Source organism: Viridibacillus soli, assembly GCF_016612995.1.
GTDB lineage: Bacteria > Bacillota > Bacilli > Bacillales_A > Planococcaceae > Viridibacillus > Viridibacillus soli.
Genome location: NZ_JAEOAH010000038.1, coordinates 15,331 through 29,963, shown reverse-complemented (window position 1 = coordinate 29,963; position 14,633 = coordinate 15,331). Strand labels below are relative to the sequence as shown.

Here is a 14,633-nt window from a genome sequence, read left to right as displayed (position 1 = left end):
ACTCATTCCATTCTTATAAAATATTTTCTAAGCCGTATACTAAATCATCTAACTCCATTACTTTTTCAATTGAAAATTTCACGCCCGACATAAATGAACTGCGGCTGAATGAATCATGGCGCAATGTGAGTAGTTGACCTTCTCCTCCAAAGAGTACTTGTTGATGTGCTACAAGTCCAGGAAGGCGTACGCTATGTATACGCATGCCATCAATATCAGCGCCTCTAGCGCCTTCAATCGTTTCTACTTCATCGGGATGTCCTTGCTTATGGCCCCGTCTATTTTCTTGAATTAGTTGGGCCGTTTTATTTGCTGTACCTGAAGGAGCATCCAACTTTCTATCGTGATGCATCTCAATAATTTCAACATCCGGTAAGTAAGCGGCAGCCATTTGTGAAAATTTCATCATTAATATTGCACCAATTGCAAAATTCGGTGCAATTATCGTTCCCAGTTTCAATTCTGTAGATAGCTCTGTAAGCTCTTCTAGTTGTTCATCTGTAAAACCTGTCGTACCAATAACTGGTCGTACCCCATTAAGTAACGCTTCTTTCGTATGCTTGTACACAGTTTCAGGTGTTGTTAAATCAACAAAGACATCCGGTCTCTCTGTTTTAAATAAAGATTCTAAATCTGTATAAACGGGTATACAATAATTGTTAGGGAACTCTGCATAATCCTCTAATGAGTCTGCGATTTCTCTATGATCAAGTACAGCTACTAATTCCATATTGTCGTTCTTCATCACTGTATGTACAGCTTCGGACCCCATTTTACCTCGTGGTCCAGCGATTGCAACACGAATTGTCATTCTTTCTCTTCCTTTCTAGTCCAACGATCTTTGTCACGTGTTTCAAATTTATGTAAAACTCTTTGTAGAGCTTCAGCCATATTAATATTCTCTGCATTTGCAAAACATATAAGGACAAATAAGAAATCTCCAAATTCTTCTTCAAGGGATTTAGCAGCTTCTGTTGGCTTTTTCTTTTTCATGCCATAGACATTTTGCACTTCTCGGGATAATTCACCAAGTTCTTCCGTCAATCTTGCTAATAATTCAAACGGGGGAAAATAACCTTCTTTAAACTGTCCGATATAATCGTCCACTTGTTTCTGCATTTGTTGCATTGTTACTTCTTTACTCATATGTATCACTCTCCTATACTCATCGTAATCAATAATACTAGATGTTGTCAAAATGTCTAAAATACATGATAATATATTTTTGTAAAAGACTTTTTAAAACAGCTTAGTTGGTGACCAACTGAGAGCGACTTCCATGCTCGCATCTCTATTGTAAATCAAATTACTTACGAATTTGATACATATTCTTTTTTTCATACAGTCCTTTCTATTATACGCTCCACTATCCAATAAAGAGGTGAAAAATTGATGCCAAATATTAAATTAAAAAATGTACTGTTTATCATTCTCGGTGCAGCCATCTTCAGTTTTGGATTTATACACTTTACCGTCCAAAACGAGCTAGGAGAAGGTGGCTTTACAGGGATAACGTTAATTCTGTACTTCGTTCTCAAATGGGATCCAGCTTTGATGAACTTACTACTGAATATACCAATGTTTATACTAGGCTGGAAAATACTTGGGCGCAAAATGTTTGCTTATACTGTTATTGGAACTGTCTCCGTCTCAGTATTCATGAAAATCTTCCAAGTTTATCAGTTTGATATTGGGATGAAGGATGATATGTTCTTAGTCGCGCTATTTGCAGGTATTTTCTTAGGCGCTGGACTTGGTATCATATTCCGCTATGGTGGTACAACGGGTGGCGTCGATATTATTGCACGTCTCATCAATAAATTTATAGGCTGGCCGATGGGGAAAACAATGTTCATGTTCGATGCTGTCGTTATTATGCTATCATGGGCGACATTCCTTAATTCACGCTCAATGATGTATACACTTGTCGCTGTCTTTGTCAGTGCTCGTGTTATTGACTTCGTACAAGATGGTGCATATGCTGCCCGTGGAGCTATTATTATTTCCGGCAAACAAGATGAAATTGCCGTGCGAATTACTAAACAAATGGAGCGCGGCGTAACTATCTTAAAAGGTTACGGTCATTACACAAAAGAAGACCGTGAAATTATTTATTGCGTCGTTGCAAAAAATGAACTATTTAGGTTAAAAAGCATTGTACATTCGGTAGATCCGCACGCATTTGTATCTGTTTCAGAAGTACATGATGTTAGTGGAGAAGGTTTTACACTAGACGATAAAAAACAACCGATTGAATAATACATTAAATGAGTGGCAGATAGAGCTAATCTATCTGCTATTTTTATACCCTCAGAAATGTCGATAAAAACCATCAGTATCCTATTTTGTAATTCACCTGAATTAAACGATAATAAGTACCAATAAATCACCAATTAGCAACCTGCAGCTTTAGAATTTATTGGGATTTAAAAAAGCCCTCAGCAACGGATTTTCTCCACTGTTGAGGGCTTTAAATTATATATTATCTGAAAGTACCATAGCTCATGATACGTGCACCCCAGTAACTACCGCTTGAAATACTTTGGTATTGAACTTGGTTACCTGCAGCATGAAGGACTTGTCCATTACCTGCATATAAACCTACATGTGTAATATAACTTCCACCTGGATTTTCAGAGAAGAATATTAAATCACCTACTTGAGGATTACTTGTGTACGAAGCTGCTTCACGTTGTGCGCGGCTATTACGAGGAATTGAACCCATACCTGCTTGATTATAAGTATATTGAGTGAAACCACTACAGTCGAACCCTGAAGGTGTTGTACCACCCCATACGTAAGGAACGCCTAAATATTTTCGGCCCGCATTTATAATAGCTGATCCAGTTGCACTATTTGAAACTTTGCTTACTTTTTTATATTTTTTTAAATAAGCTGATGTCATCCAGCCTGTTTTTCCGTTATAAGTAACTTTATACCATGTTGTACCACTTACTTTTTTCTTATAAGTAGCTTTTACGATAGCACCTTTTTTTGCTGTTAAAATCACTTTTGATTTAGTACTTGCACTCTTACGCATATTTAATGCTGCTGTTGTTTTATATTTGCCGCTAATTTTAGTAGCTGTCGAACTAGCTACTGTTGTAATAGCAGTTGATTTATGTACTTCATTAGTAGATGTTAGGGATTCGGCTGAAGCTGTATTTTGTTGACCCGCTGTCAGTCCTGTGAATGAAATCGTTAAAGCTAATGTACCTGCTGTAATTGCTGTAAATAGATTTTTCTTTTTCATCGATATATACTCTCCAATATTTTTCAAACTATTTAAAGTCGATTATTTTAGTAAATTCATATGCTGTTCTTTCTACAACACTAACTTTACAGAAATTATTTGTAATAAACAACGCTATTTCAATTACAGAAGTATTACAGTTTGACTACAATAAAGGGTTGGTTTATAACAATATTTTGATTTTATGATATTTTTACTATAAAAATTATCGTTTTTATACCAAAAAAGACCCTTGACTGTTTTAACAGTTCAAGGGTCTTCCATTTTGTAGTAGTACAGTTAATATTAGTCTTCGCCATTCATACCCGTATAGATTAACACTAAACGTACTAATTCCATAACAGCAGTTGCTGCCGCTGCAACATAAGTTAGAGCTGCCGCATTTAAAACTTTTTTTGCATCTCGTTCTTCTTCATTGCGAATAATGCCGTGTTCAACAATTTGATTCATGGCACGGTTTGAGGCATTAAACTCTACTGGTAAAGTAACTAATTGGAATACTACACCAGCTGCAAGTAACACAATCCCTACTAATAGTAGGTTTGAACTTGTAGCAATTAAACCAATCATAATGAAAATCCATGATGCATTTGAAGAAATATTTGCTACAGGTACTAATTTAGAACGCATTGTTAAGAATGAATAAGCTTCTTTATGTTGAATCGCATGTCCGCATTCATGGGCTGCTACAGCTGTTCCTGCTACAGATGCTTCATGATAGTTATGTGTTGATAAAGCAACTGTTTTTGTCGCAGGATTGTAGTGATCAGTTAAGAATCCTTCTTGCTCCACTACTCGAACATTGCTTAATCCATTTTGATCTAAAATTAATCTTGCAACTTCCGCACCTGTCATACCAGAAGTTGAACGAACTTGCGAGTACCGTTTATACGTTCTTTTTACTTTCATTTGAGCGTAAATCGGCATTAATAATAACACGATAAAATATATGATATACATCGCTATTGACAAACTAACCATCCTCCTAATACTAGCTTACTATTATTTTACGGTGTCTATGATCTTTCCGCAAATGAAAAGCTTTTTTTCGCAGTCCAAAACGCCAGTGAAATACAACATATAGACAACCAAAATGTAAAATAACCAATTGATTGAACATAATTAGACAACATACTGTAAATTGGCATTTGCCCAAAAACATAATCAATCACATCATTATGCAAAGTCCAAATTGCCGCAATCCAAACATGAATAAACTTAAAACGATAGGCTGGTAAATAAAGAACAGCTTGAACCGCCATCATAAAGTGCGAAAAGACAAGCATCCAACCCATCCAACCGATGGAACCAGTTTCAACTAACGCCCATATATTCATGACCACAGCCCATAAGCCATATTTGACGAGCGTTATTAAAGCGAGTGCCTCAATTATTTTCCAATGACGTCCTAGCAACCAACCGACAATTACTATACAGAAGAACAGAGTTGCGGTAGGACTATCAGGTACAAAGATAAGAAATATTGGCTTAGTTATCTCTAATTGCCAACCGTACCAAATATACCCCAAAATTGTACCGATCACATTAATAATTAATAAAAGCCATAAAAACGATCGATGTATAAGAATGACCCAACATTTCGAGATAGTTGAAGGCATATCAATACTCCTTTTTTTAATGAAATATGTATTCTTTAGTATTGGCAAGTAAAATTGTATCATTCACTTGCATATCATTAGTATAGGTTAAGTTCCTCTATATTCAAATGGATTTCATTCAGCCTATAGATATAATAAAAAAAGAGCCAGTTTCCTGACTCTTTTAATTAAGTAAGTATTATTCAGCTTTTAAGCTTGCAATAAACTCAGCAAGTTTTTGAAGATCTTCATCCGAACCGTCAAATTGACCTGGAGGCATACCACCCTCAGTACCGTTATGAGCAATGTCAGCTACTTCATCAGCCGATAAACCAGTGTTCATCAATGTTTTAGCTACACCACCCTCAAGGTTTTCACCATGACAGTTAATACAAGATTGGCCAGCATAAACTTTATAGCCATCAGATTCTTTATCGAATTCGACTGTTTTAACAATCGCACCTTGTTTTGCAGCTGCTTCCCAGTCATGGTTAACTACTGATTCCCAAGTTAAGAAAATCATAGAAGCAAGTGCTAATAACATGAACGCTACTGGAAGTGGGCGTTTCATCGGGCGACGTTCTGGTCCTCTATCTAAGAATGGCGCTAATAGTAGTGCACCGAAAGCAATCCCCGGTATTACCATAGCTCCAATAATGTTATATGGACCTGAAGCGTATTCATATTTTAATAATTGGTATAAGAATAAGAAATACCAGTCCGGCATTGGTATATAACCTGCAACTTTTGACGGATCTGCCTGTGCCTCAAGTGGAGACGGGTGAGCGACAGTCAAGATTAGATAACCAATAAGAAATACAGCACCAACCATCCATTCTTTCAGTAAAAAGTCTGGCCAGAATGGTTCTGTTTTCCCCGGATATTCGGAATAGTCTGGCGGAGTTTTTGTTCTGTTTGCTTTATAAGGCACACGAGAATCTCCTACGAATTTCATTCCTTTTCCGCGATGCATTGTGTCCCCTCCTTTAGTAATTCTTCAAGTTCATTGTAAAACTACAATGGACCTGAAATACCTTGTCTGCGAATCATTACAAAGTGTGCTGCAAGCAACCCAAGCAAAGCAGCTGGTAAGAAGAATACATGAATCGCAAAGAATCTTGTTAATGTTTGTGCACCGACGATAGTACTATCTCCGGCAAGTAATACTTTAATCGATTCTCCAATAAATGGTACTGAAGCAGCGATTTCAATACCTACTTTCGTAGCGAATAATGCTTTCATATCCCATGGAAGTAGGTAACCTGTAAAGCCAAGGCCTAACATTACTGCGAAAATTAGTACCCCAACAATCCAGTTTAGTTCACGAGGTTTTTTGTATGAACCTGTGAAAAATACACGTAATGTATGAAGGAACATCATGACAATTACGAGTGAAGCTCCCCAGTGATGCATACCACGCACAATCTCACCGAATGCTACTTCATTTTGAAGGTAGTAAACAGATTTCCATGCATTTTCAATATCCGGAACATAGTACATTGTTAAGAACATACCTGAAAGGATTTGAATAACTGTTACGAAGAACGTTAAGCCTCCGAAGCAATATACGAATGCAGAAAAATGATGTGCAGGGTTAACGTGCTCTGGCACTTCATGGTCGGCTATATCGCGCCAAATTGGTGTGATATCTAAGCGTTCATCGACCCAATCATAGATTTTATTTAGCACTGATGTCGTACCCCCTTACAATTAAACTAAAGTATTTGCTCTTGTGTTCCCGATCATTAATAGACCGTCTTTTTCTTTCACTTCGAACTCATCTAACGGACCAAGTGGTGGTGTACCTTTGATGTTGTCACCATTTTTCTCGTAGCGGCCAGCGTGACACGGGCAGAAGAATTGGTTTTTGTGTTCTGGGTCACCTTCCCAGTTTACAGTACATCCTAAATGTTTACATACAGGTGAAAGAGCGATAACTTCTTCGCCTTCTTTATAAACCCACGCTGTATTTGTAACATTAGATTTGTACCAAGCGTCAACTTGTTCAAAAGTGAAGTCAACTTTAACAGGAACTTCTGTTAACTCAGAGATTTTTTGTTTAGTTAATATAAAATCTCCGCCTTCTTTTTTCTGTAATACCGGGTCAACCGCAAAGCGGACCATCGGCATTAACATACCAGCAGCCATAAAGCCACCAACACCTGTTAATGTGTAGTTAAGAAATTGACGTCTTGTTACACGATTGTTACTCATCCTTTTCCCCCCTCTAACTTTAAAGGTCAGTCCAACGGACAAACTTATACAAAATAGTATTACTAGGACATATCTATGATATATCAATCAAAATGGAAGGTCAATAACGCATTCGACACTTTTGTCATGATTTGTGAACATTTCATGAAAGAAAACTACTGACCTGCCCATTTAGCGGATAACATTGGTACAACTTGTCGAAGTTGGTCACTTAACACAGATTGTTTGACTGATTGATCCATATCTCCAAGTGGTATAGATGGTAACCATAGAACCGTTAACTCAGGCGTTTCGCTTGTCCAACTATGATCTGATGTCATATAGAAGATGTATTTAAAACCCGCTGACTTTAATTCATCATCAATTGCCTCAATAAAGTTTTTTTTCGGCATGCTATTTGTGTACGTAAATGGTGGTGTTACCATAATGCGTCCTTTAAATTGCTGTTCCACAAATGCCGTTAACGACATTAAAAACTCTGCAGCTGAAGCGCTTTGCTTCATACCTATCGGTGAACCATCCATCACAGCTAGTGGGACAATTGCGGTGTCAATAAATTCTTTTTGTGTTAAAAATACATCTACATCTTTGCCAATCCAAAACATTTTTATTTCCTCCCGAGAAAAAACTTCATCTAAGCGATGAAGTTTTTTCTATTCATTCACATTTTTTAAGACATTTAGTAATGCGGATAATTCATAAAACTTTTCTTTGTCATTATTGTCTAACGCTTCATCAATTTGCTTTAAAATCGTTTCTTCCCTAAATGACTTCATGCTATCATTCAATATTTCCTCAGCTAGCATGCGGTCCTTTTCACTAATATGCAAATACTTAGGCATATGAGGGTTCTCTTCTAGAACCGCTAAGTATTCGCTACTAGGTGGCAGTTTAGGGAAATTAAGTTGGATAAACATTTCTTCATCTGGATGCATTCTCAAGTCATGGAATGATTTCTCTGCATCTGCAGTCATAATATTCCCTTTGTAAAAGCGAAATGGAATACCAGATGATTCAGTCGTTGACATGACCATTGCTCGTGGGCAATAATGTGCTTCCTCAACAAAATGTACATGCTCCAGCAGTTCATCATGGCCGAGTAAATAATTTAAAATCCATACACATTCACGTCGCTTTAATTGATAACGTTTTAAAAACCAATGAACGAAAACCTTTTTATCCATCACAGAAACGGAAGCGGTCATACCGATTCCCCCTCTCACTCGAAAGTTTGTAAGAGATCCAACCAAGTCGGCTCATCAGGCTGTAGTGCTACTAATCGATTGACAACTTCGTGAGCTTCCTCACGTTTACCATCTTCGATTAGGAAATACGCGTACTTTTCTAAAAATGCTGGATCTTCCTTATGGTCATTATATGCCAAAGAGTAAAATTCGTATGCACGATTATAATCTTCTAGGCGATCATAAGATTGTGCAGCAAATGCAGATAAAGTAGACCAGTCAAAATTGTCATTACGCAATACTTCAATCAATTCAACAATCTCTTCATCACGCTCATCTTGCGCTAATAGTGCAACGAGCGTTAAAATTGCTTCCATATATTCACCATCAAGTGCAACTGCCTCGCGTAAATATTGTTCAGCCTCTTCTGGTAAACTGTTTTTCAACGCCATTTTACCTGCAAATAAATACAATTCTTTATCGTATTCATCACGTTTAATGCCTTCTTTAATTATTTCTAAAGCTTTTTTATTATCTTCTTGCATTGCATAGCTCTCAGCTAATAATAAATAACCTGCAAAATAATCAGGATCTACTTCTTTTAACTCTTCTAAATGTTTAATTGCTGTTTCATACATTTGAGATTGGAAAGCAGAATAAGCTGCACCAAACAATAAATCTGGTGCGACATGATACTCTAGTGCTTTCAAATAATATGTTAACGCCTCTTCAAACGCAGCTCCCGTACGGTGTACTTCAGCGAGGCGCTCGACTAAGCGGATACCTGCAATCTCTTCTTGCTCTTCATACAACTCTCCATAAAGGCGTGCAGCTTCAGTTAAGCGACCTAACTCTAAAAGTAGCTCAGCCTTCGCAAAACGCAACAAAGGTTCAGTAGGTAATAATTCTAACGCCTCATTTATACGCTGCTCAGCGACCTCGTAAAGGCCTTGCATTTGATAATAATCCGCCAGTGCTAATAAAACTTGTGGATACTCTGGCTCATCAGGACGCACTGACATGAACATATCTAATGCTTCGTCTTCTTCTCCGCGGTCCATCAGCAATACTGCACGATCAATTTTCAATTGCGTTTCATCCGGGAACAAAAATTGCAAATGTTCAAATAGCTGATCTGCTTCTGCTAAAAAGCCGTAATTTACTAGCAGCTCTGCTATTTCATATTGCACATTAGGGTCAGCTTGCATTTTGAACTGCTCCAATAAATCTTGAATTCCCTCTAGATTTCCTTGCTCAATTACTTCAATCATTTTATTTTGAATTTCCAAGCGCTTCACCTATTCTCATTAATTTCAATCATTATGCTACATGACAAATTCTTTATGTACAAGGAAAAACCCTCCTGTTTAGTGGAGAGTTTTCGCATTTAGTCTATTCAATTCCTAACAACTTGTACATCTTCAAAGAATGTTGGGTAAGAGACTGCGATACAGTCAGCATCATCTAACTCGACTGCACCTTCAGTAATGATTGCAGCAATTGCTCCCATCATACCAATCCGGTGATCTCCATAAGTTCGAATCGAATTGCCTGTTAACGGCGTCGGTCCGTTAATAATCATACCGTCATCTGTCGCTTCAATATTCGCACCAAGCTTTTTCAGTTCATTAACAACCGCTGTAATACGGTCTGTTTCCTTCACCTTAAGCTCTTCTGCATCTTTTATAACCGTTTGGCCATTCGCTTGCGTTGCTAAGAGTGCAAGAATCGGAATTTCATCGATTAAGCGGGGAATAACGTTGCCACCAATTGTTGTTCCTTGTAAATTAGAAGTAGAAATAGTTATTGTGCCTGTCGGTTCAGCGGCTGTCTCATCATCAATTGCAATCGTCATTTTCGCATTCATTTCCTGTAATACATCAATAATACCTGTACGTGTAGGATTCAACCCAACGTTTTCTAGCGTCATTTCGCTATTTTCAGCAATGGCTCCAGCTACAAGGAAAAATGCTGCAGACGAAATATCCCCAGGGACCGCTACATGCGTTGCAGTCAATTGTTGACCACCTTTAAACGATACAACACCATCATCAGTTGTAATTTCCGCACCAAATTGACGTAGCATACGCTCTGTATGATCACGGGAAACTTCCTGCTCACGAATAATTGTCGTGCCTTCCGCATTTATACCGCCTAATAGAATGGCAGATTTTACTTGTGCACTTGCAACAGGCATTGTATAATCGATTGCTTGCAATTTCGTTCCTTGAATCGCCAGAGGCGTAAATTGACCATCCATACGACCGGATATACTAGCACCCATCTCACGTAATGGATTAATCACACGCTTCATCGGACGCTTAGCAATCGACTCATCACCATTTAATACAGAATGGACATTAGAGCCTGCCATTAATCCAAGCATTAGGCGCGTCGTCGTACCAGAATTCCCGGTATATAAAATATCGGTCGGCTCCTGCCATGCAGCCATGCCTTCACTATCAATCACAACATTCGTACCGTCTAATTCAATATGTACACCTAATTTGCGGAAGCAATCAATTGTACACAAACAATCATCACCAAGTAAAAAGCCACTTACTGTCGTACGTCCCTTCGCAATTCCACCGAACATGATAGAACGATGAGAAACTGATTTATCACCTGGAACGGTAATTGTTCCTCTTAATGTTGGCTTATTGTAAGCTAAAGATTTACTCTTCACCATCCTATTCACCTACCCTTTATGAAATATAAATTTCGTATGGACTGCGCTTTTGAATACATGCAGCCGCACGTTCACGATCATCTGCATTTTGGAAACTGACAACTAAAATACCGAAGACATCTTCACGTGTTTCCACAATACGAATATTCGTAATACTAATACGTTCTTCAGCTAAAAAAGCTGTAATTTCCGCGATACTACCAGGGTAATCAGGTACATCAACATATAAATCATAAGTCATGTACATGGCCCCTTGTGAGCTAATTGGTAGCTCATCACGCACCATTTTAGCTTTCGCAAAGTAATCCTCGATTTGTGCAGCCTCTCCTACTGTAAGAAGATCTTGCACACGTTTCATCTCTGCCTGCCAATCGGCTAGTTGTTCTGCAATTTGCTGACGGTTTTGCATTGTAATATCACGCCATAAAATAGGATTAGATGACGCAATTCGCGTTAGATCTCGAAAGCCCCCTGCTGCTAATAATTTTGTGATTGGGTTATCCGTTCCTTCAGCATGTAGTTGGTGCACCAACGAAGCTGCGACTATATGAGGGAAATGGCTGACAACAGATGTCATGTGATCATGCTCAGTTGCTGTCACACGCATTAATTTCGCACTTGTATATTGCAGTAGATCTTGTAGATTATTAATTGTCTCCTCATTTTCACCTTCTAAAGGCGTTAGCATATAATACGCATTTTCAAAGAGATACGGCTTAGCCGCTAGTACACCGCTTTTATGTGAACCTGCCATTGGGTGACCACCGATAAAAGTAATACCTTGCTGACGAAGTTCGTATGCTTTTTCCATAATCAAAGATTTCGTACTACCCGTATCCGTCACAATTGTAGTAGACGGTAGTCCCCAAGATTTTAGGGACTCCATCCACTCAAGCGTCGCATTCACAGGTGTTGCAAATACAATTACATCTACTTTTTTTGCTATTTCCTCAGGATTTTTCGTTACATCTTGTACAACACCCAGCACTTTTGCACTTTGTAGTGTGTCAGAATTGGCATCAAACCCTATCACTCGAACATTCGGTGATTTTTGGAGAGCTAAAGCAATAGATCCACCAATTAGGCCAAGGCCTACAACAAGAACTGTTTGTTTCATGATAAGACTCCTTGCTCCTGCAAAACTGCATCTAGCTGCGTTAAGAAACCTTCATTTTGAGCTTGCGTACCAATTGTTACACGAATATATCCTGGTGTACCTAGCGCATTACCACTGCGAATAATGAATCCACGTTTCATCAATCCTTGGAAAACAACATCGCTATCTGCTTTTACTTCCATTAATATGAAGTTTGTATTAGTTGGGAAGTAGTGTAATTTGTTTTTATCACAAAATACTTCAAATTGTTTTAGACCCTTGCTGTTTTCTTCGCGACATTTTTCAATATAAGCATCGTCTTGTAATGCTACTTGTGCAATAGCTTGGCTTAATACTGTATTATTAAATGGTCCACGAACAGGTTCCATCTTAGCAATCAATTCTTTGTTAGCAATGCCGTAACCTACGCGGAATGCTGCAAGGCCATATGCTTTTGAGAACGTTCTTAAAATGATGACGTTTGGATAGTTTTGAATATACGGTACTGTATTTACGTGTGCAGCACTTGTAACGTACTCGAAATACGCTTCATCTAGCACGACCAATACATCTGATGGAACTTTTTTCAGGAATGCTTGCAATGGCTCATCTTCTACTACAACACCTGTTGGATTATTCGGGCTACATACCCACACAACAGCTGTGTTTTCATCGATTGCTTCAAGCATAGTGTCTAAATCGTGATTACCATCTATTAAAGGTACTTCACGAATTTCAGCTCCTTCGATTTTTGCGTTAAGTGCGTATTGTGAAAATGTCGGATTCCCCATGACTGTATTAACACCTGGATACAATAATGCACGCGTGATAATACTAATTAATTCATCAGAGCCATTACCGAAGATTAATTCATTTTCCGAAATGCCTAATTTAGTTGCGACAGCAGCACGTAATTCCGTTGCATAACCATCAGGATATAACGCAAAGTTAAATGATTCCTTAGCCAAAAATTCTTGCACTTTTGGAGAGCTACCAAATGGGTTTTCATTTGACGCTAATCTAACGATTTCTTCTAAGCCAAATTCTCTTTTCACTGCATCGATTGATTTTCCTGGTTTATAAGCCTTCATACCTGTAATTTGTTCTTTCCATTTCATCGAACGTTCGCCTCTTTCTTGTTACATGTTTACTTTACTAAATCAGGTCTTAATTTCACCGCATCATTTAAATAAATATGACGGATCTCCTGCTGACTTATTTCCGTGTTCACATGCATAAGCACGCGAATACATAACGGCAATGCATTAGCAACATTCATCTCATGCATACACATAACCGGTATATAGCTCCAACCTTCTTTTGTACGCACCGCTTTCGCCGGGAATGCTGAGACGATATCTGGTGTTGTAGAAATAACAACAGATGCAATGTCATCTACTGCTATATTATTTGCTTTCACAATTTCTTCTATTAATTTCTCAGTTTCTGCTAAGACGATTTTTGCCTCATCAGACGCCACTGTAATGGCACCTCGTACTCCACGAATCATGCGAGCACCTCCTCTATTAATACACGAAGAAGACGATCGATTTCTTGACATTCTTCTACTGATATTTGTTGTACAAATGGCTCACCAATTTGCTTTAACAAGACAAATTGTAAAACGCCGTATTCTGCTTTTTTATCTTTCATTAGATAGCCTTGTAGCTGTTCAAATGTAAATTTATTGACTGCATCAAATGAGTAACCGTTACGTAGAGCAAAGTCGATAAATGAACGTGTAAAGGTTGGTGAGATTGTTCCGTAGCGCTCACTTAAAATAAGGGCATAGACCATACCAATCATAACTGCTTCACCGTGCGCTAATTTACCAAACCCTGAAGCTGCTTCGATGGCATGACCATACGTATGTCCAAAGTTTAAGAACTTACGTACAGAATGCTCCTCTTCATCTTGTGCGACAATATCCGCTTTCACACGGATCCCTTGCTCTAAATGTCTAGCAAGCTCAACTTGGCTAAAATGCAAAATAGAATTGGCCTCCATTAAATTGGCTAGCCATTTTTCATCAAAAATACTTGCATGTTTGATCACTTCTGCCATCCCAGAACGCACTTCTCTTTCTGGTAAGGATGACAAATATGAAATATCATACAGCACTCCTTGTGGCTGATAAAACGCGCCAATCATATTTTTGCCTAGTGGATGGTTGATCGCCGTTTTGCCGCCAACTGCACTGTCATGAGCCAAAATCGTCGTCGGAATTTGAATAAATGGAATGCCACGCATAAATGTTGCTGCAACAAAACCCGTTAAATCACCGACTGCTCCCCCACCGAACGCAAAAACAAATGATTTGCGCGTGCATTTTTGCTCTAATAAAAATGAATGTGCCGCAAAGAAACTATCAAAGGTTTTGCAAGCTTCACCTGCTGCCAACACATTTACTTCAAAAGGGTATGGAAATTCCGCCGTAAAGCGTTCACTATGTAATTGCCATACCTTTTCATCTGTAAATACGATAATTTTATCTGCCTTTGAGAGCTGGTCATTAAATGATTTTACTGCCTCTGTTAAATTATTTGCACCAATTTGCACCTCATACGCATGGGATTTCGCTTTAACTGGAATATTCATC

Annotated in this window: 17 protein-coding genes; 1 reads left to right on the top strand and 16 read right to left on the bottom strand. The window is 38.3% G+C overall.

Going from position 1 to position 14,633, the window contains the following annotated elements; all coding sequences use genetic code 11:
• Positions 1 to 13: 13 nt before the first annotated feature.
• Both dapB and JFL43_RS18105 read right to left on the bottom strand, forming a co-directional pair.
• A complete protein-coding gene (gene dapB, locus JFL43_RS18110) occupies positions 14 to 811 on the bottom strand; it encodes a 4-hydroxy-tetrahydrodipicolinate reductase (protein ID WP_100796732.1) in 798 nt (265 codons plus the stop codon).
• On the bottom strand, positions 808 to 1,146 hold the full coding sequence (locus JFL43_RS18105; protein WP_100796731.1) for a nucleotide pyrophosphohydrolase: 339 nt from the start codon (positions 1,144 to 1,146) through the stop codon (positions 808 to 810). The genes dapB and JFL43_RS18105 overlap by 4 nt, the downstream gene beginning before the upstream one ends.
• A gap of 246 nt (positions 1,147 to 1,392) precedes the next feature.
• On the opposite strand from JFL43_RS18105, the gene JFL43_RS18100 reads away from it, so the two are divergent.
• The gene (locus JFL43_RS18100) at positions 1,393 to 2,259 is read left to right on the top strand and encodes a YitT family protein (protein WP_200750118.1); all 867 of its coding nucleotides are present in this window, start codon (positions 1,393 to 1,395) and stop codon (positions 2,257 to 2,259) included.
• Between the two features lie 223 nt (positions 2,260 to 2,482).
• On the opposite strand, the gene JFL43_RS18095 is transcribed toward JFL43_RS18100, so the two are convergent.
• The 14 genes from JFL43_RS18095 to aroB form a co-directional block, all read right to left on the bottom strand.
• On the bottom strand, positions 2,483 to 3,253 hold the full coding sequence (locus JFL43_RS18095) for a C40 family peptidase (RefSeq protein ID WP_100796729.1): 771 nt from the start codon (positions 3,251 to 3,253) through the stop codon (positions 2,483 to 2,485).
• Positions 3,254 to 3,538: 285 nt separating this feature from the next.
• A complete protein-coding gene (locus JFL43_RS18090; protein ID WP_234447878.1) occupies positions 3,539 to 4,234 on the bottom strand; it encodes a zinc metallopeptidase in 696 nt (231 codons plus the stop codon).
• A gap of 35 nt (positions 4,235 to 4,269) precedes the next feature.
• Positions 4,270 to 4,872, bottom strand: coding sequence for a lipoprotein heptaprenylglyceryl N-acetyltransferase LhaT (gene lhaT / locus JFL43_RS18085; protein ID WP_200750117.1), 603 nt, complete (start codon positions 4,870 to 4,872; stop codon positions 4,270 to 4,272).
• 178 nt (positions 4,873 to 5,050) lie between these two features.
• On the bottom strand, positions 5,051 to 5,824 hold the full coding sequence (locus JFL43_RS18080; RefSeq protein WP_200750116.1) for a menaquinol-cytochrome c reductase cytochrome b/c subunit: 774 nt from the start codon (positions 5,822 to 5,824) through the stop codon (positions 5,051 to 5,053).
• Positions 5,825 to 5,865: 41 nt separating this feature from the next.
• Positions 5,866 to 6,540 (bottom strand): menaquinol-cytochrome c reductase cytochrome b subunit, encoded by a 675-nt coding sequence (qcrB, locus tag JFL43_RS18075; protein WP_100796725.1) that lies wholly within the window; start codon positions 6,538 to 6,540, stop codon positions 5,866 to 5,868.
• 21 nt (positions 6,541 to 6,561) lie between these two features.
• Positions 6,562 to 7,065, bottom strand: coding sequence for a QcrA and Rieske domain-containing protein (locus JFL43_RS18070; protein ID WP_200750115.1), 504 nt, complete (start codon positions 7,063 to 7,065; stop codon positions 6,562 to 6,564).
• Positions 7,066 to 7,220: 155 nt separating this feature from the next.
• Positions 7,221 to 7,670 (bottom strand): YpiF family protein, encoded by a 450-nt coding sequence (locus JFL43_RS18065; RefSeq protein WP_200750114.1) that lies wholly within the window; start codon positions 7,668 to 7,670, stop codon positions 7,221 to 7,223.
• A gap of 48 nt (positions 7,671 to 7,718) precedes the next feature.
• On the bottom strand, positions 7,719 to 8,270 hold the full coding sequence (locus tag JFL43_RS18060) for a ReoY family proteolytic degradation factor (protein ID WP_100796722.1): 552 nt from the start codon (positions 8,268 to 8,270) through the stop codon (positions 7,719 to 7,721).
• Between the two features lie 14 nt (positions 8,271 to 8,284).
• Positions 8,285 to 9,520 carry a tetratricopeptide repeat protein gene (locus JFL43_RS18055; protein ID WP_200750142.1) on the bottom strand — a complete coding sequence of 412 codons (1,236 nt, stop codon included), beginning with the start codon at positions 9,518 to 9,520 and terminating at the stop codon, positions 8,285 to 8,287.
• Positions 9,521 to 9,645: 125 nt separating this feature from the next.
• Positions 9,646 to 10,938: a 3-phosphoshikimate 1-carboxyvinyltransferase gene (gene aroA, locus JFL43_RS18050; protein ID WP_200750113.1), complete on the bottom strand. Its 1,293-nt coding sequence runs from the start codon at positions 10,936 to 10,938 to the stop codon at positions 9,646 to 9,648.
• A gap of 16 nt (positions 10,939 to 10,954) precedes the next feature.
• Positions 10,955 to 12,055 (bottom strand): prephenate dehydrogenase, encoded by a 1,101-nt coding sequence (locus tag JFL43_RS18045; protein WP_100796720.1) that lies wholly within the window; start codon positions 12,053 to 12,055, stop codon positions 10,955 to 10,957.
• Positions 12,052 to 13,152 carry a histidinol-phosphate transaminase gene (hisC, locus tag JFL43_RS18040; protein WP_200750112.1) on the bottom strand — a complete coding sequence of 367 codons (1,101 nt, stop codon included), beginning with the start codon at positions 13,150 to 13,152 and terminating at the stop codon, positions 12,052 to 12,054. The genes JFL43_RS18045 and hisC overlap by 4 nt, the downstream gene beginning before the upstream one ends.
• Before the next feature lie 29 nt (positions 13,153 to 13,181).
• Positions 13,182 to 13,544: a chorismate mutase gene (gene aroH / locus JFL43_RS18035; protein WP_200750111.1), complete on the bottom strand. Its 363-nt coding sequence runs from the start codon at positions 13,542 to 13,544 to the stop codon at positions 13,182 to 13,184.
• A complete protein-coding gene (gene aroB / locus JFL43_RS18030) occupies positions 13,541 to 14,632 on the bottom strand; it encodes a 3-dehydroquinate synthase (protein ID WP_200750110.1) in 1,092 nt (363 codons plus the stop codon). Before aroB ends, aroH begins: the two co-directional genes overlap by 4 nt.
• Between the last annotated feature and the right edge of the window lies 1 nt (position 14,633).

Bases quoted from the DNA above. Each gene is read 5' to 3' on its own strand.
- dapB (WP_100796732.1), bottom strand. From the start codon at position 811: ATGACAATTCGTGTTGCAATCGCTGGACCACGAGGTAAAATGGGGTCC.
- JFL43_RS18105 (WP_100796731.1), bottom strand. From the start codon at position 1,146: ATGAGTAAAGAAGTAACAATGCAACAAATGCAGAAACAAGTGGACGAT.
- JFL43_RS18100 (WP_200750118.1), top strand. From the start codon at position 1,393: ATGCCAAATATTAAATTAAAAAATGTACTGTTTATCATTCTCGGTGCA.
- JFL43_RS18095 (WP_100796729.1), bottom strand. From the start codon at position 3,253: ATGAAAAAGAAAAATCTATTTACAGCAATTACAGCAGGTACATTAGCT.
- JFL43_RS18090 (WP_234447878.1), bottom strand. From the start codon at position 4,234: ATGGTTAGTTTGTCAATAGCGATGTATATCATATATTTTATCGTGTTA.
- lhaT (WP_200750117.1), bottom strand. From the start codon at position 4,872: ATGCCTTCAACTATCTCGAAATGTTGGGTCATTCTTATACATCGATCG.
- JFL43_RS18080 (WP_200750116.1), bottom strand. From the start codon at position 5,824: ATGCATCGCGGAAAAGGAATGAAATTCGTAGGAGATTCTCGTGTGCCT.
- JFL43_RS18070 (WP_200750115.1), bottom strand. From the start codon at position 7,065: ATGAGTAACAATCGTGTAACAAGACGTCAATTTCTTAACTACACATTA.
- JFL43_RS18065 (WP_200750114.1), bottom strand. From the start codon at position 7,670: ATGTTTTGGATTGGCAAAGATGTAGATGTATTTTTAACACAAAAAGAA.
- JFL43_RS18060 (WP_100796722.1), bottom strand. From the start codon at position 8,270: ATGACCGCTTCCGTTTCTGTGATGGATAAAAAGGTTTTCGTTCATTGG.
- JFL43_RS18055 (WP_200750142.1), bottom strand. From the start codon at position 9,520: ATGATTGAAGTAATTGAGCAAGGAAATCTAGAGGGAATTCAAGATTTA.
- aroA (WP_200750113.1), bottom strand. From the start codon at position 10,938: ATGGTGAAGAGTAAATCTTTAGCTTACAATAAGCCAACATTAAGAGGA.
- JFL43_RS18045 (WP_100796720.1), bottom strand. From the start codon at position 12,055: ATGAAACAAACAGTTCTTGTTGTAGGCCTTGGCCTAATTGGTGGATCT.
- hisC (WP_200750112.1), bottom strand. From the start codon at position 13,152: ATGAAATGGAAAGAACAAATTACAGGTATGAAGGCTTATAAACCAGGA.
- aroH (WP_200750111.1), bottom strand. From the start codon at position 13,544: ATGATTCGTGGAGTACGAGGTGCCATTACAGTGGCGTCTGATGAGGCA.
- aroB (WP_200750110.1), bottom strand. From the start codon at position 14,632: ATGAATATTCCAGTTAAAGCGAAATCCCATGCGTATGAGGTGCAAATT.